Raw genomic sequence first — 19,954 nt, 5'->3', positions numbered from 1 at the left:
GGGGCTCAGCCCAGCTTCGACACGTCCCGGACGGCGCCCTTGTCCGCGCTGGTCGCCATCGCCGCGTAGGCGCGCAGGGCGGCCGAGACCTTGCGGTCGCGGTTCTTCGGGGCGTACCGGCCGTTCAGGGCCTGTTCGCGGCGGGCCAGCTCGGCGTCGTCGACCAGCAGGTCGATCGAGCGGTTGGGGATGTCGATGCGGATGCGGTCGCCGTCCTCGACGAGGGCGATGGTGCCGCCCGCCGCCGCCTCCGGGGAGGCGTGGCCGATGGACAGGCCCGAGGTGCCGCCGGAGAAGCGGCCGTCGGTGACCAGCGCGCAGGTCTTCCCCAGGCCGCGGCCCTTGAGGTACGAGGTCGGGTAGAGCATCTCCTGCATGCCGGGGCCGCCCTTGGGGCCCTCGTAGCGGATGACGACCACGTCGCCGTCCTTGACCTGCTGGGTGAGGATCTTCTGGACGGCCTCCTCCTGCGACTCGCAGACGACCGCCGGGCCCTCGAAGGTCCAGATGGACTCGTCGACGCCGGCCGTCTTCACGACGCAGCCGTCCACGGCCAGGTTGCCCTTGAGCACCGCGAGGCCGCCGTCCTTGGAGTAGGCGTGCTCGGCGGAGCGGATGCAGCCGCCCTCGGCGTCCTCGTCCAGGGTCTCCCAGCGCTCGGACTGGGAGAAGGCCTCGGCGGAGCGGACGCAGCCGGGGGCCGCGTGCCACAGCTCGACGGCCTCGGCGGACGGGGAGCCGCCGCGCACGTCCCAGGTCTTCAGCCAGTCGGCGAGGGAGGGGCTGTGGACGGAGTGCACGTCCTCGTTGAGCAGGCCGGCGCGGTGCAGCTCGCCCAGCAGGGCGGGGATGCCGCCGGCGCGGTGCACGTCCTCCATGTAGTACGTGCGGTCCTTGGCCACGTTCGGGGCGACCTTGGCCAGGCACGGCACGCGGCGGGAGACCTCGTTGATCTCCTCCAGGCCGAAGGGGACGCCCGCCTCCTGGGCGGCGGCCAGCAGGTGCAGGATCGTGTTGGTGGAGCCGCCCATGGCGATGTCGAGGGCCATGGCGTTCTCGAAGGCCGCGAAGGTGGCCACGTTGCGGGGCAGGACCGACTCGTCGTCCTGCTCGTAGTAGCGGCGGGTGATGTCCATGACGGTCCTGGCCGCGTTGACGTAGAGCTGTTTGCGGGCCGTGTGCGTGGCGAGGACCGAGCCGTTGCCCGGCAGGGACAGGCCGATGGCCTCCGTCAGGCAGTTCATCGAGTTGGCGGTGAACATGCCGGAACAGGAGCCGCAGGTCGGACAGGCGTTCTCCTCGATGCGGAGGATGTCCTCGTCCGAGATCTTGTCGTTCACGGCGTCGGAGATCGCGTCGACCAGGTCGAGCGTGCGGACCGTGCCGTCGACGAGGGTGGCGCGGCCGGACTCCATCGGGCCGCCGGAGACGAACACCGTGGGGATGTTCAGCCGCAGGGCCGCGTTGAGCATGCCCGGGGTGATCTTGTCGCAGTTGGAGATGCAGATCAGGGCGTCGGCGCAGTGGGCCTCGACCATGTACTCCACGCTGTCCGCGATCAGGTCGCGGGAGGGCAGCGAGTAGAGCATGCCGCCGTGGCCCATGGCGATGCCGTCGTCCACGGCGATGGTGTTGAACTCGCGCGGGATACCGCCGGCTTCGATGACCGCCTCGCTGACGATCCGGCCGACCGGCGCCAGGTGCGTGTGGCCGGGGACGAACTCCGTGAAGCTGTTGGCGACCGCGATGATCGGCTTGCGGCCGATGTCCGCACCCGGTACACCGGAGGCGCGCATCAGGGCGCGGGCGCCCGCCATGTTGCGGCCGTGGGTGACTGTGCGGGACCTCAGCTCGGGCATCGTCGCTCGCTCCTTCAGAGACTGCGTCAGAGGATTCGGAGATTTCTGACTGCTGTCGAGCGTACGCCGGTCATCCAGAGGGCGGGACGGAGTGTCCGGAATGCGGGATGCCCGTCTCGTCGGCGGCCCCCCGTGAGGGTTACGGACCGGTCAGATGTCCCTGCACGACGGGGGCCAGCCGGGCGATGATCTGCTCCGGGTCCGCCGAGGCCAGCGGCTCGACCCGGATCACGTAGCGCAGGATGGCCGTGCCCACGAGCTGGGCGGCGGCCAGCTCGGCGCGCAGTTCCGCGTCGGGCAGGTCCAGGCGTACCGCGATGCGGCGCAGGACCTGGGTGGCGACGATCCGGCGGAAGACGGCGGCCCCGGTGTCGTTGGTGAGGGCGGAGCGGACGACGGCGAGCAGGGGCGCGCGGGTCGCCGGGTTCTCCCAGACCCCGAAGAAGAACCGGGCCAGCCGCTCCCCCACCCCGTCGAGCGGGCCCTCCTCGATGGCCTTAGGGGCCTGCAGCGCGGGTCCGAACGACTGGGTGATCGCCGCCTCGAAGACCTGTTCCTTGGTGCCGAAGTAGTGGTGCACGAGGGCCGAGTCGACCCCGGCGGTCTTGGCGATGCCGCGGACGGACGTCTTCTCGTAGCCCCGCTCGGAGAACTCGTCGCGGGCGGCGGCGAGGATGCGGTCGCGGGTGTCGGCGGACTCCGTGCGCGGGGGGCGGCCGCGGCGGCGGGCGGCGGGGCCGGTGCCGGCCGGGGGCCGGTCGGTCACCGGCGCGGCACCTTCGCCGCCGAGGCCAGGTGGAGCCGGGTGAAGGCCAGCGCCTCGGCCAGGTCGGCCTCGCGCTCCGCGCTCGACATGGCGCGGCGGGTGTTGACCTCGATGACGACATGGCCGTCGAAGCCGGTCAGGGCGAGCCGCTCCAGCACCTCGGCGCAGGGCTGGGTGCCGCGGCCGGGCACCAGGTGCTCGTCCTTGGCGGAGCCGCGGCCGTCGGCGAGGTGGACGTGGCCGAGGCGGTCGCCCATGCGGTCGACCATGGCCAGGGCGTCGGAGCGGGCCGTCGCGGTGTGGCTGAGGTCGATCGTGAAGTGGCGGTAGTCGTCCTTGGTGACGTCCCAGTCGGGGGCGTAGGCCAGCATCTCGCGGTCGCGGTAGCGCCAGGGGTACATGTTCTCGACGGCGAACCGTACGTCCGTCTCGTTCGCCATGCGCCAGATGCCGGCGACGAAGTCGCGTGCGTACTGGCGCTGCCAGCGGAACGGGGGGTGGACCACGACCGTGCTCGCGTCGAGCTTCTCGGCGGCCGCGCGGGCCCGCTGGAGCTTGGTCCACGGGTCGGTGGACCAGACGCGCTGCGTGATGAGCAGGCAGGGGGCGTGCACGGCCAGGATCGGGATCCGGTGGTAGTCGCTCAGTCTGCGCAGGGCCTCGATGTCCTGGCTGACCGGGTCGGTCCAGACCATGACCTCGACCCCGTCGTAGCCGAGGCGTGCGGCGATCTCGAAGGCCGTGGCCGTCGACTCCGGGTAGACCGAGGCCGTCGACAGGGCGACCTTCGCGTCCGGGATCTTCACGGCTGGCTCTGCCATGCAGGACAGGTTACGGGGTGGAGTGGGCAGGTCGTGGGGTGCCTGTTCGCCGTTGTGGTGATTGCCACGTGGTGAACCCGCACGCCGGGTTCCCTACGCCGGCTCCATGTGGTCGAGCCGGCGCAGGATCACGCCCTCCCTGAGCGCCCACGGGCAGATCTCCACCCGCTCCACGCCGAACAGGTCCATCGCGGCCTCGGCCACCAGGGCACCGGCCAGCAGCTGGCCCGCCCTGCCCTCCGAGACGCCGGGGAGGGCGGCCCGTTCCCGCTCGGTCATGCCGGCCAGCTTCGTAACCCAGCTCTCCACCGACTCCCGCTTGAGCTCGCGCTGCACGTACGGGCCCTCGGCGGAGCGGGCCGCGCCGGCTATGCGGGCCAGCTGCTTGAAGGTCTTGGACGTGGCGACGACATGGTCGGGGGCGCCGAGGCGGCTGAACTCGCCGACCGTGCGGGCGATCTCGGTGCGGACGTGGCGGCGCAGGGCCCGGACGTCGTCGGCGGCGGGCGGGTCGCCGGGCAGCCACCCGGCGGTGAGGCGGCCGGCGCCCAGCGGCAGGGAGGCGGCCGCGTCGGGCTCCTCGTCCATGCCGTAGGCGATCTCAAGGGAGCCGCCGCCGATGTCCAGGACCAGCAGCTTCCCGGCCGACCAGCCGAACCAGCGGCGGGCCGCGAGGAAGGTGAGGCGCGCCTCCTCCTCGCCGGTGAGGACCTGGAGCTCGACGCCGGTCTCGGCGCGCACGCGGGCGAGGACCTCGTCGGCGTTGCGGGCCTCCCGCACGGCGGAGGTGGCGAACGGCAGCATCTCCTCGACGCCCTTGTCCTCGGCGGCCTGGAGCGCCCCGTGGACGACCGAGACCAGCCGGTCGACGCCGGCCGGTCCGATCGCGCCGTCGCCGTCGAGGAGCTGGGCCAGGCGCAGTTCCGCCTTGTGCGAGTGCGCGGGCAGCGGGCACGCGCCGGGGTGCGCGTCCACCACGAGCAGATGCACCGTGTTCGAACCCACGTCGAGGACACCGAGTCTCATGTACGGAACGCTACTGCCAGCAGGGCCGTCCGCCGTCCTCGGTGCGGGGATGCGGCCCGTACCCTGGAGGCGTGCCAAAGACGAAAAAGGCCAAGCGCGACAAATCACCGGGCGTCGCGGTACCCGACGAGAAGGGGCTCGACTTCGCTCGCGCGTGGGTGGAGTTTCCCGATCCGGCGGACGACGAGCAGGTGTTCCGCTGCGATCTGACATGGCTGACCTCTCGCTGGAACTGCATCTTCGGCAGCGGCTGCCAGGGCATCCAGGCCGGCCGCGCGGACGACGGGTGCTGCACGTTGGGTGCCCACTTCTCCGACGAGGACGACGAGCAGCGCGTGGCCGGGCATGTGGCCAGGCTCACGCCGGACATCTGGCAGCACCACGCCGAGGGCACGGCCAACGGCTGGGTCTCCGAGGACGAGGACGGCGAGCGGCAGACGCGGCCCTTCGAGGGCTCCTGCATCTTCCAGAACCGGCCCGGCTTCCCGGGCGGCATGGGCTGCTCGCTGCACATCCTGGCCCTGAAGGAGGGCCGCGAGCCGCTGGAGACCAAGCCGGACGTGTGCTGGCAGCTGCCGGTGCGCCGGACGTACGAGTGGATCGACCGGCCCGACGACACGCGCGTGCTGCAGGTGTCGATCGGTGAGTACGACCGCCGCGGCTGGGGGCCGGGCGGGCACGACCTGCACTGGTGGTGCACCTCGGCGACCTCGGCGCACGGCGCGGGCGATCCCGTGTACGTCTCCTACCGGCCCGAGCTGATCGAGCTGATGGGCAAGGCCGGCTACGACCGGCTGGTCGAGCTGTGCGAGGAGCGGCTGGCCTCGCAGCTGCCGCTCCTGGCGCCGCACCCGGCGGACCCGGTGGGCTGAGCGGCCGGGACCTACGACATGGCCGGGCTCGGGTGGCCGCCGTCGGAGGGCGGTGGTGCCGAGCCCGCCGGCTCGCTGGGCTCCGGGTCCGTCGGGGTGGGCGTGGGGTCCGGCGACGGGGGCGGGGTGGTCGGCGTCGGGTCCGGGGCGGAGGTCGTGGGCGTCGGGTCGGGCCGGGTGGAGGGCGGCTCGGCCGGGCTGCTGGGGCGCGGGCCGGGGCCGGAGGGGCTGGGCGCGCTGCCGTAGCCCTCGATGTGGACGACGGCCCCGGCGGGCGCGACCGCCACCTGCGCGTGCCAGGGCCCGGCGGGCTCCCGCAGGTGGTCGACGTACACCCTGATCGTCAACGACTCGCCGGGCCGGAGCGTTCCCGAGGCCTGGCTGAGGTAGAGCCAGTCGGCTCCCGTGGTGGCCGACCAGCGGACCGGGGCCCGCCCGGTGGCGGTGAGGGTGACGAGGGTGGTGTCGCCGCTGTTGTCGGCCGAGACCTCCAGGGTGGCCGCACGGCCGGCGCCGGCGACGCCGATGACCTCGACGGAGACGTCGGCCTTGCCGTCCTTGCCGAAGCGGGGGCCGGGGCGGGTGCCGGCGTTGCCGGTGTTCTCGTAGCCGCCGCCCGCCATCTCACCGTCCAGGGCGAACGGGTCGTCGGCCTCGCGTGCGGAGGCCGAGCGGCCGTCGTGGCCCTCGCCGGTCGGCGTGCCCCGGTAGGCGGCCCACAGGGCGAGCACGGGGGCGGCGACGACGGTGGCGACGACGGTCGTGGTGACGGCACGCGCGCGGAGCCGGTCGCGGCGGGCGGCGTGGTCCTTGGGGTCGATCGGGAAGCCGCGCCGGTCGAAGCGGGGCGCGGCGCTCCGCGCGCGCGGGTGGTGGGCCATGGCGACGTGCAGGGCCGCGCGGGGCGCCGGCAGGACGGGCAGTTCGGCGGGGGTGACGCTGGTGCCGGGCCAGCGGCCGGGGGTGGCGCGCTCGGCGGCGCGGCGGCAGCGCGGGCAGTCGTCGACGTGCCGGACGAGCTCACGGCGCAGGGCCGTGCCGAGCACCAGCCGGTCGTCCCCGACGAGGTGCGCGACGCTCGGGCACGCCCCGGTCTCGACGACGGCGAGAGCCGCGCGTGTGCGTTCCACCTCGCAGGCGGCGGAGGCGAGCAGGTCGCGGGCGGCGGCCACGTCCATGCCGAGGACGGCGGCGACCTCGTGGGCGGCGAGGTGGTGGCGCACGGCCAGTTCGAGCGCCTCGCGCTGCTCCGGGGTGGTGCCGGCGGCCTCCGGCCAGGCGAGCAGGGCCAGTTCGCGGCGGCGCAGCTCGCGGACCTCCTCCGAGGGGGCCGGAGCGGCCGGCCGGTCGGCGCGCTGCCGGTCGGCGCGGCCCGCGGCGTGGCTGCTCTGACGTTTCTGCTTGGCTTCGGCCAGCTTGCGCAGGCACGCCCAGCGGGCCAGCGCGTAGAGCCAGGCCCTGCGGTCCGCGGGCGCGTCGGGGACGTGCCGGCCGCGGCGTTCGGCGAGGGCGAGGACGTCGCCCAGGGCGGCGGTCGCGGCGTCGTGATCGCACAGCACGGACAGGCAGTAGGTGAACAGGCCGTCCAGGTACGGCTCGTAGCGCGCGGGCGGACGCTGCGCCAGTGTGCGGGCCGCTCCTCGGTCGCGCGCTTCCCGGTGCGCCCGATGCGCGCCGGCCGTACGGGTCGAGCGGGTCGAGATCTCCGGAGAACTGCTCATCATTCGGCGACCGTAGGCGGCCGGGAGGGGCGCCTTCCGACGGCTTGAGCACATTTAATCCGTACGGGTGAAACGATCCCTCAATCGGGGACACGGGCCACTGGCCCGGGCCCCGGCGAGGGGTGGCGCAGCCCTGGCGCGCAGGTGGCCGCGCCGTCCGGTCCCCGCGTTGTCAGTGGCGGCGGCTACGGTTTCGTCCATGGCTGCCCGTACGAAATCCACCAAGGACCGCCCGTCCTACCGCTGCACGGAGTGCGGCTGGCAGACGGCGAAGTGGCTCGGCCGCTGCCCCGAGTGCCAGGCCTGGGGGACGATCGAGGAGTACGGCACGCCCGCGGTCCGTACGACGTCACCCGGGCGGGTCACCACCTCCGCCCTGCCCATCGGCCAGGTGGACGGCCGCCAGGCCGCCGCCCGCACCACCGGCGTGCCCGAGCTGGACCGCGTGCTCGGCGGCGGGCTGGTCCCGGGCGCGGTGGTGCTGGTCGCGGGCGAGCCGGGCGTCGGCAAGTCGACGCTGCTGCTGGACGTGGCGGCCAAGTCGGCGAGCGAGGAGCACCGCACGCTGTACGTGACGGGCGAGGAGTCGGCGAGCCAGGTCCGGCTGCGCGCCGACCGCATCGGCGCCATCGACGACCACCTGTACCTGGCGGCCGAGACGGATCTGGCGGCGGTGCTGGGCCACTTGGACGCGGTGAAGCCGTCGCTGCTGATCATGGACTCGGTGCAGACGGTGGCCTCACCGGAGATCGACGGCGCACCCGGCGGCATGGCCCAGGTGCGCGAGGTCGCCGGGGCCCTGATCCGGGCCTCGAAGGAACGCGGCATGTCCACGCTCCTGGTGGGCCACGTCACGAAGGACGGCGCGATCGCGGGCCCGCGCCTGCTGGAGCACCTGGTCGACGTCGTCCTGCACTTCGAGGGCGACCGGCACGCCCGCCTGCGGCTCGTACGCGGCGTCAAGAACCGCTACGGCACCACCGACGAGGTCGGCTGCTTCGAACTGCACGACGAGGGCATCACGGGCCTCGCGGACCCGAGCGGACTTTTCCTGACACGTCGGGCCGAACCGGTCCCGGGCACCTGCCTGACCGTCACCCTGGAAGGCCGCCGCCCCCTGGTCGCCGAGGTCCAGGCGCTCACGGTCGACTCCCAGATCCCCTCCCCGCGCCGCACCACCTCGGGCCTGGAGACCTCCCGCGTCTCGATGATGCTGGCGGTGCTGGAACAGCGGGGCCGGATCAGCGCCTTGGGCAAAAGGGACATCTACTCCGCGACGGTGGGCGGGGTGAAGCTCTCGGAACCCGCGGCGGACCTGGCGGTCGCCCTCGCCCTGGCGAGCGCGGCGAGTGACACACCTCTCCCCAAGAACCTCGTGGCGATCGGCGAAGTGGGCCTCGCGGGCGAGGTGAGACGGGTCACGGGCGTGCAGCGCCGCCTGGCCGAAGCCCACCGTCTGGGCTTCACGCACGCCCTGGTACCGGGCGATCCGGGCCGGATTCCCGCGGGCATGAAGGTTCTGGAAGTCGCGGACATAGGGGACGCCCTGCGGGTCCTCCCCCGCTCCCGTCGCAGAGAGGCCCCACGGGACGAGGAGGGTCGCCGGTAGACTTTGCCCTGGTCTCGCCCGTCCGTGCGAACCAAGCGCGCGACACGGGGGCGCCCAGAACCTGCGACCGGAGGAGTGCAGTGGCAGCCAACGACCGGGCATCAGCTCCCGGAAAGTCCGGCGGGAGTGCCGGTACCGATGGCCTGATGCGCGCCTCCCTGAGCGCCGTGGCACCCGGAACCGCCCTCCGCGACGGCCTGGAGCGCGTGCTCCGCGGCAACACCGGCGGTCTCATCGTGCTCGGCTCCGACAAGACGGTCGAGGCGCTGTGCAGCGGCGGTTTCGTGCTGGACGTCGAGTTCACGGCGACCCGTCTGCGTGAGCTGTGCAAGCTGGACGGCGGCATCGTGCTGTCCTCGGACCTGTCGAAGATCCTGCGCGCGGGCGTGCAGCTGGTCCCGGACCCGACGATCCCCACGGAGGAGACGGGCACCCGGCACCGCACGGCGGACCGCGTCAGCAAGCAGGTCGGCTTCCCGGTCGTCTCCGTCTCCCAGTCGATGCGCCTGATCGCCCTGTACGTCGACGGCCAGCGCCGGGTCCTGGAGGACTCGGCGGCGATCCTGTCCCGCGCCAACCAGGCCCTCGCGACCCTGGAGCGCTACAAGCTCCGCCTCGACGAGGTCGCGGGCACGCTGTCGGCGCTGGAGATCGAGGACCTGGTCACCGTCCGGGACGTCTCGGCGGTCGCCCAGCGCCTGGAGATGGTGCGCCGCATCGCCACGGAGATCGCCGAGTACGTGGTGGAGCTCGGCACGGACGGCCGGCTGCTCGCCCTCCAGCTGGACGAGCTGATCGCGGGCGTCGAGCCGGAGCGCGAGCTGGTCGTGCGGGACTACGTCCCCGAGCCCACGGCCAAGCGTTCCCGCACGGTCGACGAGGCCCTCGCCGAGCTCGACGCCCTCAGCCACGCCGAGCTGCTCGAAATGCCCACGGTGGCACGGGCGTTGGGGTACACGGGCTCTCCCGAGACGCTGGACTCGGCGGTGTCCCCGCGCGGCTTCAGGCTGCTCGCCAAGGTGCCGCGCCTGCCCGGCGCGATCATCGACCGCCTCGTGGAGCACTTCGGCGGCCTGCAGAAGCTGCTCGCCGCGAGCGTCGACGACCTGCAGACGGTGGACGGCGTGGGCGAGGCCCGGGCGCGCAGCGTGCGCGAGGGGCTGTCGCGGCTGGCGGAGTCGTCGATCCTGGAGCGGTACGTCTAGCCGCCTGAGCCTTCACCGGCCGCGTACGGCTGAGGGCGGTACCCGGTGCCGGGTATCGCCCTCAGCCGTTGGCGGCCGTCGCGCTTCAGTCGGCGGACAGCACGAACGACGTCTGCACCTTCGCGAAGCCCGGAGCCTTGGCCTCCACCAGATAGGTGCCGGTCTTGGCCGAACCCGCCGGGGGCGTGGCGCACTCGGGGGCGCTGGGCTTGCGGTCCCACTTCACCATGTAGGTGATGTCGCTGCCGGCCGGTACCCGGTACACCTGGTGGGCGGCCGCCTTGGGGCAGTCCTTCGAGGACCAGTAGTCGTCGTCGCTGCTCGCCGGGGTGACGGTGAACACCGCGTTCCTCGGCCCGAGGTCGATCTTGCAGTCGCTGCCGGAGATGTTCCGCGCGGTGAGCAGGAACGTGGGCGTCTGCTCGGGGTCGTAGGTGTTGTGCCGACTGCGCAGGCTGAACTTGACCACGCTCGCGGTGCAGTTGGGCAGGGTGGAGCCGGCCGGGAGCGTGTCGCCCGCGCCGACGCCGCCCACCGTGCTGCCGCTCCCGGAGCCGCCGGCACCGCCCGACCCGGCGGATCCGCCGGAGCCGCTGTTGCCGGACCCGTCGCCCGAGCCGCCGCCCGCGCCGTCACCGGAACCGCCACCCGAACCGCCGGAGCCGTTCCCGGACCCGGACGACGAGCCGCCCGAGCCGCTGCCGCCCGACTCGTCGCGTCCGCCGGGGGCTTGGCTGATGGCCGGGCCCGAACTCGACGGACCGGGCGTGATGGAGGGCGCGGGATTCTTGCCGTTGGCGCCGTTGTCGCCGTCCTTGCCGCCCCCGCCGCCCATGGTCACGATCCAGGTGATCAGCAGCGCCAACAGGGCTACCACAGACACGAGTACGACCCTCCGACGCCAGTAGATGGAGGAGGGAAGCGGCCCGACCGGATTGCGCAGAGATCCCACGGCGCAAACCTTACGAGAGAACGGCGCGTTCGCTTGTCCCACCCGCCGCTCGGGGCACATTTTTTCCGGATCATCATCCCGGGAAAACGCCGTCCCACCCCTGTCTTTCGTCAGGTACGGCACCCGACGATCGCGGGGTGTGACGGTTCCGGTCCGCCGCCTACCGTCCGTGACCATGACCTTCGCCGACGCCGCGCTCTACCGCGACATCACCGACTTCGCCCGCGACACCCCGATGTGGGTACGGCAGGGGGCCGGACTGTGGACGGAGGCCGGACTGCTGGTCTTCGTGGCGCTGTTCGCCGCCGTGTGGTGGCGCGCCCGCCGCGACAGTCCGCGCGCGTTCGCGATCGCGGCCCTTGCACCTCTGGCCACGGCAGGGGCGTACGTGTGCAGTGAGGTGCTCAAGTCCGTTGTCACGGAGGAGCGGCCGTGCCGCGCGGTCGCCGGTGCGGCCGCGTCCCTGGCCGCGTGCCCACCGCACGGCGACTGGTCGTTCCCGTCCAACCACGCGACGATCGCGGGCGGATCGGCCGTCGCCCTGGCGTTGGTGCGGCGCGCGCTGCTGTGGCTGACGGCCCCGCTCGCCCTGCTGATGGCCTTCTCCCGGGTCTTCGTCGGCGTGCACTATCCGCACGACGTCCTCGCGGGGCTGGCGCTGGGCGCACTCGTCGCCCTGGTCGCCGTCCGGCTGGGCACGGGCCCCGTGACGCGGCTCAGCGGCGCGCTGCGCGGCTCGTCGGCCCCGCTCGTGCGCTGGGTGGTGGGACCGGGCCGCCCGGCTGTCGTGCGGTCGTACGGAACGCCCGCCGGTCGGTGAGCCCGGGCCGAGGTCGTGTCCGCGGAGTCCCTTCGTCCGCCCGGAGGGCGGGCCCTGCGGCGTCCGGTGCGTGCTCTCGGCGTGCCGGACGCAGTCCCTCGTACCGGGCGTACTCGGGACTGCGTCCGGTGCGGCGAGAGCGCGTGCCAGGCGTCGCGGGGCAGGAGGAACTTTGCGGACACGACCTACGGCTCCACCAGGCCCGCCTCGTACGCCACGACGGCCGCCTGCACCCGGTTGCGTACCTCCAGCCGGTCCAGGACCGCGCTCACGTACGCCTTGACCGTGCCCTCGACGAGATGGAGCCGGGCGGCGATCTCCGGGTTGGACAGGCCCGCGCCGACCAGGCCGAGCACCTCGCGCTCGCGAGGGCTCAGCACCGCCACGCGCGCGCGTGCCCGGGCCTCGCGGGTGAGCCGGCCGCCGCCGAGGCCCTGATCGATGACGTACCGGGCCACCTTCGGCGACAGGAACGCGGCGCCCGCCGCCACCGCCCGTACGCCCGCGATGAGTTCGTATGGGTCGCCGGACTTCAGCAGGAACCCGGTGGCGCCGCCGCCGAGGGCGCGGGTCACGTAGGCGCCCTCGGAGAAGGTGGTGAGCATGGCGACGGCGGTGCCGGGCACGGTCCGTGCGATCTCCTCCGCCGCGGAGAGACCGTCCAGGCGCGGCATGCGGATGTCGAGCAGTGCCACGTCCGGGCGGTGGGCACGGGCCAGATCGACCGCCTCGCGCCCGTCACCCGCCTCGGCGACGACCTCCGTGCCGCCGTCGCTGTCCAGGATGGCGCGCACCCCGGCGCGCACCACCGCCTCGTCGTCGGCCAGCAGGATGCGGATCACCGTGCGAGCTCCTCGTATTCCTCTCGTCCTTCACCGGACAGGCCGACGCGCGGGACGACGTCCTTGGCGACCAGCCGCCCGTCCTCGAAGCACAGTCTGAAGTGGTCGACGGAGACGAAGAGTTCGCCGCTGGCGCGGTAGTAGCGGCAGTCGGCTCCGGCGGGCGGCGCGGGGGCGCGTTCCGAGGGCGGGTCGTTCACCTCGCGCCCGGGCAGCACGCGGGCGACGTCGGCGGCCGGGGCGCCCGGCTGGAGCCGCGCGTACACGGCGGGCGGCAGGACCGAGTGCGTCTCGGCGTAGGCGTACCAGCCGAAGGCCGCGCCGACCACGGCGGCCCCCGCGCCGGCGGCGGTGCCGAGGCCGACGGCGACACGGCGGCGGGCCTGCGCGAAGGGGGCCGGGGCGGCGCCGGAACGCGGGGACGTCGCGGGGTCCGGGGCCGCGCCCGGGCCCGGCGACACCCCAGGACTCAGGGACACGGCAGGGCGCGTGGGCGCGGCGAGGGGCGGCTGCCGCGGCACGCACGCCCGGACCCGGAAGCCGTCCTCGTGCGGGCCCGCCTCGAACTCGCCGCCCGCCGAGGCGACCGCGGCGCGCAGCCCGAGCAGGCCCGTGCCGCCCCCGGACGGGCCGGAACCGCCGTCGGTGGCCCGGCCGTTGGCGACGGTGACGGACGTGCCCGCGGGCCGCTCCGCCACCGACACGACCACGGGTGCGCCCGGCGCGTGCCGTGCCGCGTTGGTCAGTGCCTCCCGCACCACGCGGTGCAGCAGCCGCCCGGCGACCCCGCCGGGCTCCGGTTCCCCCTCCCGCCCGGCGGGTTCGAAGCGCACGGGGAGTCCCGACTGCGCGGCCCGTGCGACGAGTTGCTCCAGGGTCTCGCCGGCCGGCGCGAGCGGTACGGGCTCGTCGTCCTCGCGCAGGACGCCGATGATCCGGTGCAGCCGGTCCGTGGCGTCAGCGGCGGCCGCGCGCAGGTCGGCCGCCGCCCTGCGGTGCGTCTCGCCGAGTCCGGAAGCGACCTGGAGGGCGCCCGCGCGCAGGGCGATGAGGCTCAGCTCGTGGCCGAGGGAGTCGTGCATGTCCTGGGCGATCCGGGCCCGTTCACGCAGCCGGGCGCGTTCCTCGGCGTGGCGCTGCTCGTCCTCCAGCCGGGCGGCCCGCAGCCACCCGGCCTCGGCCAGCTCCCGGCTCTGCCGCCAGTAGCGCCCGCCCAGCCAGGGGAAGACGCAGCCGAACAGCAGCGTGCCCGTCATGACGAGCCATTCGGGCGCGGGGTCGACCCCGACGAGCGCGATGCGCGCGGTGCCGACGCCGGCGAGGGCGGTGAAGCACAGCACGGCGGGACGCGCCCGGGCCGCCCGCAGCCCGAGCAGCAGCGCGAACACGCCGAGGGCGGGGCCGTAGGAGACGGTGAACAGGGCGGGGGCGGCGGCGAGGCTCACGGCGGCCGCGAGCGCGAAGGCGACCAGGGGGGCGCGGCGCGCCGAACCGGCCGCGACGGCCAGCGCCGCCACGCCGGTGACCTGCTGCCAGGCCGGCCGCGGCTCGTTCAGCCCGAGCCGGTCCGCGGTGAGCGCGGGCAGGGCGAGGGCCGCCCAGAGCAGGGCACCCCGGGCGCACGAGGCCGGGTGAGGACGTTCCATGCGGCCCGACGCTACTGGCGCCGGGCCGGGCGGCACTGCTGCCGATCGTCAGGTACCGGCCTCCCGCGCCGGTGGCGGTGTGCCCGCGACGGCACCCTTGCGTGGCACCATCGGAAGGCCATGACTGCTCCCACGAAGCCCTCGCACCCCACCGCCTCCCCCACCGAGCCCCTCCCCGGCCCGCCCCGCGGAGAGAACCTGCACGCCCCCGTCATCGACTGGTTCGAAGAGAACGCCCGTGACCTGCCCTGGCGGCGCCCCGAGGCCGGGGCGTGGGGCGTGATGGTCAGTGAGTTCATGCTCCAGCAGACCCCCGTGAGCCGTGTCCTGCCCGTCTACGAGCAGTGGCTGGCCCGCTGGCCGCGCCCCGCCGACCTGGCCCGGGAGGCGCCCGGTGAGGCCGTCCGCGCCTGGGGACGGCTCGGCTACCCGCGCCGCGCCCTGCGGCTGCACGGCGCCGCCGTCGCGATAACGGAACGGCACGGCGGTGACGTACCGGCCGACCACGCCCAGCTGCTGGCGCTGCCCGGCATCGGCGAGTACACGGCCGCCGCCGTCGCCTCGTTCGCCTACGGCCGGCGGCACCCCGTGCTGGACACGAACGTACGCCGGGTCCTGGCCCGCGCGGTCACCGGCGTGCAGTACCCGCCCAACGCCACGACCGCCGCCGAACGGAGGCTGGCCCGCGCGCTGCTGCCCGACGACGAGCCGACCGCCGCGCGCTGGGCCGCCGCATCCATGGAGCTGGGCGCGCTGGTGTGCACGGCGAAGAGCGAGTCGTGCCACCGCTGCCCGATCGCCGCGCAGTGCGCGTGGCGGCTGGCGGGCAAGCCGGAGCACGACGGCCCGCCGCGGCGCGGCCAGACGTACGCGGGCACCGACCGGCAGGTGCGCGGGCGGCTGCTCGCCGTGCTGCGGGAGGCGCACGGACCGGTGCCGCAGGCCGCCCTGGACCGGGTGTGGCACGAGCCGGTGCAGCGGGCCCGCGCCCTGGACGGGCTCGTCGCCGACGGTCTGGTGGAGCCGCTGGCGGACGGGCTCTACCGGCTGCCGATGACCTGAACGCACGGGAACGTCACAGCCGCCGCCCTGCCGTCACCGCGCTCCAGTGATCGACAAATCGCCCCATAAGCTTCCCAACAGGCCCATCGTTTTACCCCGTTCCGACATCCGTTACACAACCGACGGACAGCCGAGCGCTGGCCGCAGGCTGCTTCGGACAGCGCCGTGACAACGGCTCCGTACCTTCGGATGCGTTCCCGGAAGGACCCGGGACGACGGAGAACCACAGGCAGTGCACGGGCGGCGGGGAGCCGGCCCGGAACGGGGAAACGGGAGGCGGGTCACCATGGCGCAGGGCGAGGTGCTCGAGTTCGAGGAGTACGTCCGCACCCGGCAGGACGCGTTGCTGCGCAGCGCCCGCCGCCTGGTGCCGGACCCGACGGACGCGCAGGACCTGCTGCAGACGGCACTGGTGCGGACCTACGGCCGCTGGGAGACCATCGAGGACAAGCGGCTGGCCGACGCCTACCTGCGCCGGGTGATGATCAACACGCGGACGGAGTGGTGGCGGGCCCGCAAGCTGGAGGAGGTGCCGACCGAGCAGCTCCCGGACGCCTCGGTCGACGACTCCACCGAGCAGCACGCGGACCGCGCTCTGCTGATGGACGTCCTGCGGGTGCTCGCCCCCAAGCAGCGCAGTGTCGTGGTGCTGCGACACTGGGAGCAGATGTCCACGGAGGAGACGGCCGCCGCCCTCGGCATGTCGGCCGGAACGGTCAAGAGCACGCTGCACCGGGCGCTCGCCCGGCTCCGCGAGGAGCTGGAGTCCCGCGATCTGGACGCACGCGCGCTGGAGCGTGAGGAGCGGGAGCGGTGCGCGGCCTGACCGGTGAGGGTTCCGCGGGGAACCGGGGCGGCATCCAGGCGGTGATCACGGCGCTGGCCGTGTTCGCCGCCCTCGCCCTTTTCGCGTCCTCGTGTGCCGCCGGCGGCACCGGCGCCCGGGACGAGGGTCCGGCACACTCCGACTCGGTGGCGGGGGCCTCCGCCGCCACGCCGACCGCGGCCCCGTCGAAGACGCCCGGCACCGAGGACGCGGTCCGGCTCGTCAAGGACGACCCGAAGGTCGCGCCGGAGGTCAAGCGGGAGCTGAAGCCGTGCGTGGCCGACGAGTACCCCGTCGACGTCTCCTACGGGAACCTGACCGGCGGCTCGGCCGACGACGTCGTAGTCAACGTGCTGACCTGCGGTGACGCGGTGGGTGTGGGCAGTTACGTGTACCGCGAGCAGGACGGCTCGTACCAGAATGTGTTCAAGGCCGAGGAGCCCCCGGTCTACGCGGAGATCGACCGCGGCGACCTCGTGGTGACCAAGCAGGTGTACGAGAAGGGCGACCCGGTGTCGAGTCCCTCCGGGGAGAACGTGATCACGTACCGGTGGTCGTCCGGCCGGTTCGACGAGGAGTACCGCACGCACAACGACTACGGGAAGGTCGTCGGCGACAGCGCGTCGCCGGTGCCCGCGAGCTGACGCCGCCGGAAGGCCGCGTGAACCGTTCGGGCGCCTCGGGCCGACCACCCGGTGAACGCGACGCCCGTTCCGCGCGTCCCAGCGAAGAGAACGCACCCCACGAACCACTGAGGACAAGAGAGCACCGGGATGGCAGACCAGACCCACGTCCTGTTCGTCGAGGACGACGACGTCATCCGCGAGGCCACGCAGCTCGCCCTGGAACGGGACGGCTTCGCGGTCACCGCCATGCCCGACGGGCTGTCGGGCCTGGAGGCGTTCCGGGCCGACCGCCCCGACATCGCGCTGCTGGACGTGATGGTCCCCGGCCTGGACGGGGTCAGCCTGTGCCGCCGCATCCGGGACGAGTCGACCGTGCCGGTGATCATGCTCTCGGCGCGGGCCGACTCCATCGACGTGGTGCTGGGTCTGGAGGCGGGCGCCGACGACTACGTGACCAAGCCGTTCGACGGTGCCGTCCTGGTGGCCCGGATCCGCGCGGTGCTGCGGCGGTTCGGGCACGCGGCCGGGGACCGCGCCGAGGAGCGGGCCGCCCCGGCCGACGGCGGGGTGCTGACCTTCGGGGACCTGGAGGTCGACACCGAGGGCATGGAGGTCCGCCGGGCCGGGCAGCCGGTGGCGCTCACCCCGACCGAGATGCGGCTGCTGCTGGAGTTCTCCTCGGCGCCGGGCACGGTGCTCTCCCGCGACAAGCTGCTGGAGCGGGTGTGGGACTACGGCTGGGGCGGGGACACCCGGGTCGTCGACGTGCACGTGCAGCGGCTGCGGCAGAAGATCGGCCAGGACCGGATCGAGACGGTCCGGGGCTTCGGCTACAAGTTGAAGGCCTGAGCCGGGTATGAGGGGGCACTTCCGGCGCCTGGTCGCCGCGGGTCTGGAGCGCGCGGGCATCCGCACGGGCCTGAGATGGAAGCTGAGCGCGGCCATCGCGCTGGTCGGCGCACTCGTGGCGATCGCGCTGAGCCTGGTCGTGCACAACGCGGCGCGGGTGTCGATGCTGGACAACGCACGCGACCTCGCCGACGAGCGGATCATGATCGCCCAGCGCAACTTCGAGCTGTCCGGGCGGATGAACTTCCCCAACACCAAGATCGACGACCCGAACCTCCCGGAGGAGCTGCGCGACCGGGTCGAGGCCGGCCAGCGGGCCACCTACGTGGCGGACCGGCCCGGTGACGCGCCGGACATATGGGCCGCGGTGCCGCTGAAGAACGGGCACGTGATGTCCCTGCACTCGGGCTTCACCGACCGCAGCTCGGACATCCTGAAGGACCTCGACCAGGCGCTGGTGATCGGCTCCATCGCCGTCGTCCTCGGCGGCAGCGCGCTCGGCGTGCTCATCGGCGGGCACCTGTCGCGGCGGCTGCGCAAGGCGGCCGTAGCGGCGGGTCAGCTCGCGGGCGGCGAGACGGACGTGCGCGTGCGGGACGCCATGGGCGGGGTCGTGCGGGACGAGACGGACGACCTGGCGAGCGCGGTGGACGCCATGGCGGACGCCCTGCGGCAGCGCATCGAGGCCGAGCGGCGGGTCACCGCCGACATCGCGCACGAGCTGCGCACCCCGGTGACCGGGCTGCTGACCGCCGCCGAACTGCTGCCGCCCGGCCGCCCGACCGAGCTGGTGCTGGACCGGGCCAAGGCCATGCGCACGCTCGTGGAGGACGTGCTGGAGGTGGCCCGGCTGGACGGCGCCTCGGAGCGGGCGGAGCTACAGGACATCATGCTGGGCGAGTTCGTCGCCCGGCGGGTGGCGGCCAAGGACCCGGACATCGAGGTGCGGATCGTGCACGAGTCGGAGGTCACCACCGACCCGCGGCGCCTGGAGCGCGTGCTGTTCAACCTGCTGGCCAACGCGGCCCGGCACGGCAGGCCGCCCGTCGAGGTCACCGTCGAGGGCCGGGTCATCCGGGTCCGCGATCACGGCCCGGGCTTCCCGGAGGACCTGCTGGCCGAGGGGCCGAGCCGCTTCCGCACCGGCAGCAAGGACCGGGCCGGGCACGGGCACGGCCTCGGCCTGACCATCGCGGCCGGGCAGGCCCGGGTGCTGGGCGCCCGGCTGACCTTCCGCAACGTCCGCACGCCGGGGGCGCCGGAGGGCGTACCGGCCGAGGGCGCGGTGGCGGTGCTGTGGCTGCCGGAACACGCGCCGACGAACACGGGCAGCTACCCGATGCTGCCGGCGTCGTAGACCGCGGTGGTCAGCAGGACCAGTCCTGGTCCAGGTCGAGGCCGCCCTCGCGGGGCTGGGTGAGCGAGAACCAGTTGCCGGAGTCGTCGCGGAACAGCGCCTCCGTGCCGTAGGGGCGCTCCTGCGGCTCCTGGAGGAACTCCACGCCCCGGTCCTTGAGCTTCCGGTAGTCGCCGTGGATGTCGTCGGTGGTCAGCACGCCCGCGCCGAGCGCGCCCTTCGTCACCAGCTTGCGGAGCATCCCGGCGGACTCGGGGTCCATCGCGGGCCCGCCGGGCACCATCAGGGTGAACTCGACGCCGGGCTGGTTCGGGGAGCCGACCGTGAGCCAGCGCATGCCGCCCTCGCCCATGGTCAGGTCCGTACGGACCTCCAGGCCCAGTTTCTCCGTGTAGAACTCCTTGGCCCGGTCCTGGTCGAGGACCCAGACGGTCGTGATGGCGAGACCCTTGATCATGGCGTGCTCCTGCTGCTTCGCGGCCGGTCGGTGCTTGCCCTGCCACCGTAGGCAGCGGGGGTGTCAGCGCGCTTCTCCGGAATTGCGCTCCTCGGCGGAGGCCGGGGCGGAGCGGAAGCCGCCGGCCCAGAGCATGGCGTAGCAGCCCGGAATGAGCGCGGCGCCGCGGCCGACGTGCTTGGACCGGTACTCACTGGGCGTCAGCCCCGTCCACGCCTTGAAGCGGGCCGAGAACGTGCCGACGCTGCTGAAGCCGACCAGGTGGCAGATCTCCGTCACCGACAGGTTCGCCGTGCGCAGCAGGTCCTCGGCCCGTTCGATCCGGCGGTGCGTGAGGTACTGGCCGGGGGTCTCGCCGTACGCCTCCTTGAAGGCGCGGATGAGTGGTACCGCGAGTACCCGGCGTGCGCGGCGACGGTGTCCAGGTCGAGCCCGGGATCGGCCCAGTCCCGGTCCATGGCGTCCTTGGCGAGCCGGACCTGCCGCGTCTTGTCCATGCGACCGATGGTGGCACGGGGGTGTGACAGCGGTCCGGGCTGTGGGCGGCACCCCCGAGCGGCCGGACACGGCGAAGCCCCTCCCCGGGGGGCAGGAACCCGCCGGCCATGGCGAACCCCGAGGACCGGAACCCGCCGGGC

General features: G+C 73.8%; 18 protein-coding genes and 1 pseudogene. 9 read left to right on the top strand and 10 right to left on the bottom strand.

All coding sequences use genetic code 11. From position 1 onward, the window contains the following. Positions 1 to 5 precede the first annotated feature (5 nt). The 4 genes from ilvD to ABTZ58_RS13990 form a co-directional block, all read right to left on the bottom strand. The gene (gene ilvD / locus ABTZ58_RS14005) at positions 6 to 1,859 is read right to left on the bottom strand and encodes a dihydroxy-acid dehydratase (RefSeq protein ID WP_351354999.1); all 1,854 of its coding nucleotides are present in this window, start codon (positions 1,857 to 1,859) and stop codon (positions 6 to 8) included. A 139-nt stretch (positions 1,860 to 1,998) separates the two neighbouring features. Further along, positions 1,999 to 2,625, bottom strand: coding sequence for a TetR/AcrR family transcriptional regulator (locus ABTZ58_RS14000; RefSeq protein ID WP_351354996.1), 627 nt, complete (start codon positions 2,623 to 2,625; stop codon positions 1,999 to 2,001). Continuing rightward, the gene (locus tag ABTZ58_RS13995) at positions 2,622 to 3,446 is read right to left on the bottom strand and encodes a sugar phosphate isomerase/epimerase family protein (protein WP_094057012.1); all 825 of its coding nucleotides are present in this window, start codon (positions 3,444 to 3,446) and stop codon (positions 2,622 to 2,624) included. Before ABTZ58_RS13995 ends, ABTZ58_RS14000 begins: the two co-directional genes overlap by 4 nt. Before the next feature lie 93 nt (positions 3,447 to 3,539). Beyond that, entirely contained in the window at positions 3,540 to 4,472 is a 933-nt protein-coding gene (locus tag ABTZ58_RS13990; RefSeq protein ID WP_351354993.1) for a Ppx/GppA family phosphatase, read from the bottom strand. Positions 4,473 to 4,543: 71 nt separating this feature from the next. Here ABTZ58_RS13990 and ABTZ58_RS13985 point away from each other — a divergent pair, with 71 nt between their 5' ends. Next, positions 4,544 to 5,344, top strand: a complete 801-nt coding sequence (locus ABTZ58_RS13985) for a DUF3109 family protein (protein WP_351354990.1) — start codon at positions 4,544 to 4,546, stop codon at positions 5,342 to 5,344. 11 nt (positions 5,345 to 5,355) lie between these two features. On the opposite strand, the gene ABTZ58_RS13980 is transcribed toward ABTZ58_RS13985, so the two are convergent. Beyond that, positions 5,356 to 7,068, bottom strand: coding sequence for a BACON domain-containing protein (locus ABTZ58_RS13980; protein ID WP_351354987.1), 1,713 nt, complete (start codon positions 7,066 to 7,068; stop codon positions 5,356 to 5,358). A gap of 196 nt (positions 7,069 to 7,264) precedes the next feature. Between ABTZ58_RS13980 and radA the strand changes: the two genes are divergently transcribed. Together radA and disA are read left to right on the top strand one after the other, a co-directional pair. Beyond that, positions 7,265 to 8,674 (top strand): DNA repair protein RadA, encoded by a 1,410-nt coding sequence (radA, locus tag ABTZ58_RS13975; RefSeq protein ID WP_351354984.1) that lies wholly within the window; start codon positions 7,265 to 7,267, stop codon positions 8,672 to 8,674. 80 nt (positions 8,675 to 8,754) lie between these two features. Next, positions 8,755 to 9,879: a DNA integrity scanning diadenylate cyclase DisA gene (gene disA, locus ABTZ58_RS13970; RefSeq protein ID WP_309096670.1), complete on the top strand. Its 1,125-nt coding sequence runs from the start codon at positions 8,755 to 8,757 to the stop codon at positions 9,877 to 9,879. Between the two features lie 85 nt (positions 9,880 to 9,964). Here the strand turns inward: disA and ABTZ58_RS13965 are convergent, their stop codons facing one another. Further along, positions 9,965 to 10,831: a hypothetical protein gene (locus tag ABTZ58_RS13965; protein WP_351354980.1), complete on the bottom strand. Its 867-nt coding sequence runs from the start codon at positions 10,829 to 10,831 to the stop codon at positions 9,965 to 9,967. A gap of 175 nt (positions 10,832 to 11,006) precedes the next feature. On the opposite strand from ABTZ58_RS13965, the gene ABTZ58_RS13960 reads away from it, so the two are divergent. Next, a complete protein-coding gene (locus tag ABTZ58_RS13960) occupies positions 11,007 to 11,651 on the top strand; it encodes a phosphatase PAP2 family protein (RefSeq protein ID WP_351354977.1) in 645 nt (214 codons plus the stop codon). Positions 11,652 to 11,836: 185 nt separating this feature from the next. On the opposite strand, the gene ABTZ58_RS13955 is transcribed toward ABTZ58_RS13960, so the two are convergent. Together ABTZ58_RS13955 and ABTZ58_RS13950 are read right to left on the bottom strand one after the other, a co-directional pair. After that, the gene (locus ABTZ58_RS13955; protein ID WP_351354974.1) at positions 11,837 to 12,493 is read right to left on the bottom strand and encodes a response regulator transcription factor; all 657 of its coding nucleotides are present in this window, start codon (positions 12,491 to 12,493) and stop codon (positions 11,837 to 11,839) included. Continuing rightward, a complete protein-coding gene (locus tag ABTZ58_RS13950) occupies positions 12,490 to 14,139 on the bottom strand; it encodes a histidine kinase (RefSeq protein ID WP_351354971.1) in 1,650 nt (549 codons plus the stop codon). The genes ABTZ58_RS13955 and ABTZ58_RS13950 overlap by 4 nt, the downstream gene beginning before the upstream one ends. A gap of 120 nt (positions 14,140 to 14,259) precedes the next feature. Here ABTZ58_RS13950 and ABTZ58_RS13945 point away from each other — a divergent pair, with 120 nt between their 5' ends. The 5 genes from ABTZ58_RS13945 to cseC all read left to right on the top strand — a co-directional run bounded on the left by ABTZ58_RS13945 (position 14,260) and on the right by cseC (position 18,859). Continuing rightward, the gene (locus ABTZ58_RS13945) at positions 14,260 to 15,201 is read left to right on the top strand and encodes an HhH-GPD family protein (RefSeq protein WP_351354968.1); all 942 of its coding nucleotides are present in this window, start codon (positions 14,260 to 14,262) and stop codon (positions 15,199 to 15,201) included. A gap of 286 nt (positions 15,202 to 15,487) precedes the next feature. Beyond that, positions 15,488 to 16,027 (top strand): SigE family RNA polymerase sigma factor, encoded by a 540-nt coding sequence (locus ABTZ58_RS13940; protein WP_351354965.1) that lies wholly within the window; start codon positions 15,488 to 15,490, stop codon positions 16,025 to 16,027. Continuing rightward, entirely contained in the window at positions 16,015 to 16,671 is a 657-nt protein-coding gene (locus ABTZ58_RS13935) for a hypothetical protein (RefSeq protein ID WP_351354962.1), read from the top strand. The genes ABTZ58_RS13940 and ABTZ58_RS13935 overlap by 13 nt, the downstream gene beginning before the upstream one ends. 129 nt (positions 16,672 to 16,800) lie before the next feature. Then, the gene (gene cseB / locus ABTZ58_RS13930) at positions 16,801 to 17,502 is read left to right on the top strand and encodes a two-component system response regulator CseB (RefSeq protein ID WP_351354959.1); all 702 of its coding nucleotides are present in this window, start codon (positions 16,801 to 16,803) and stop codon (positions 17,500 to 17,502) included. A gap of 7 nt (positions 17,503 to 17,509) precedes the next feature. Beyond that, on the top strand, positions 17,510 to 18,859 hold the full coding sequence (gene cseC, locus ABTZ58_RS13925; protein ID WP_351354956.1) for a two-component system sensor histidine kinase CseC: 1,350 nt from the start codon (positions 17,510 to 17,512) through the stop codon (positions 18,857 to 18,859). 10 nt (positions 18,860 to 18,869) lie between these two features. On the opposite strand, the gene ABTZ58_RS13920 is transcribed toward cseC, so the two are convergent. Together ABTZ58_RS13920 and ABTZ58_RS13915 are read right to left on the bottom strand one after the other, a co-directional pair. Beyond that, complete coding sequence (locus ABTZ58_RS13920; protein ID WP_351354953.1) at positions 18,870 to 19,316, bottom strand: VOC family protein; 447 nt, start codon at positions 19,314 to 19,316, stop codon at positions 18,870 to 18,872. A gap of 63 nt (positions 19,317 to 19,379) precedes the next feature. Next, positions 19,380 to 19,813: pseudogene (locus tag ABTZ58_RS13915) on the bottom strand (helix-turn-helix transcriptional regulator). Positions 19,814 to 19,954: the final 141 nt, after the last annotated feature.

The sequence above is a fragment of the Streptomyces sp. NPDC094143 genome, from assembly GCF_040303825.1.
In the GTDB taxonomy this organism is placed as follows: domain Bacteria; phylum Actinomycetota; class Actinomycetes; order Streptomycetales; family Streptomycetaceae; genus Streptomyces.
This window is presented reverse-complemented; position numbering and strand designations above follow the sequence as displayed.

What these genes read in the sequence shown, in the direction of transcription:
- ilvD (WP_351354999.1), bottom strand. Translation starts at nt 1,859, where the DNA reads ATGCCCGAGCTGAGGTCCCGCACAGTCACCCACGGCCGCAACATGGCG.
- ABTZ58_RS13995 (WP_094057012.1), bottom strand. Translation starts at nt 3,446, where the DNA reads ATGGCAGAGCCAGCCGTGAAGATCCCGGACGCGAAGGTCGCCCTGTCG.
- ABTZ58_RS13990 (WP_351354993.1), bottom strand. Translation starts at nt 4,472, where the DNA reads ATGAGACTCGGTGTCCTCGACGTGGGTTCGAACACGGTGCATCTGCTC.
- ABTZ58_RS13980 (WP_351354987.1), bottom strand. Translation starts at nt 7,068, where the DNA reads ATGATGAGCAGTTCTCCGGAGATCTCGACCCGCTCGACCCGTACGGCC.
- radA (WP_351354984.1), top strand. Translation starts at nt 7,265, where the DNA reads ATGGCTGCCCGTACGAAATCCACCAAGGACCGCCCGTCCTACCGCTGC.
- ABTZ58_RS13960 (WP_351354977.1), top strand. Translation starts at nt 11,007, where the DNA reads ATGACCTTCGCCGACGCCGCGCTCTACCGCGACATCACCGACTTCGCC.
- ABTZ58_RS13950 (WP_351354971.1), bottom strand. Translation starts at nt 14,139, where the DNA reads ATGGAACGTCCTCACCCGGCCTCGTGCGCCCGGGGTGCCCTGCTCTGG.
- ABTZ58_RS13945 (WP_351354968.1), top strand. Translation starts at nt 14,260, where the DNA reads ATGACTGCTCCCACGAAGCCCTCGCACCCCACCGCCTCCCCCACCGAG.
- ABTZ58_RS13940 (WP_351354965.1), top strand. Translation starts at nt 15,488, where the DNA reads ATGGCGCAGGGCGAGGTGCTCGAGTTCGAGGAGTACGTCCGCACCCGG.
- cseB (WP_351354959.1), top strand. Translation starts at nt 16,801, where the DNA reads ATGGCAGACCAGACCCACGTCCTGTTCGTCGAGGACGACGACGTCATC.
- cseC (WP_351354956.1), top strand. Translation starts at nt 17,510, where the DNA reads ATGAGGGGGCACTTCCGGCGCCTGGTCGCCGCGGGTCTGGAGCGCGCG.
- ABTZ58_RS13920 (WP_351354953.1), bottom strand. Translation starts at nt 19,316, where the DNA reads ATGATCAAGGGTCTCGCCATCACGACCGTCTGGGTCCTCGACCAGGAC.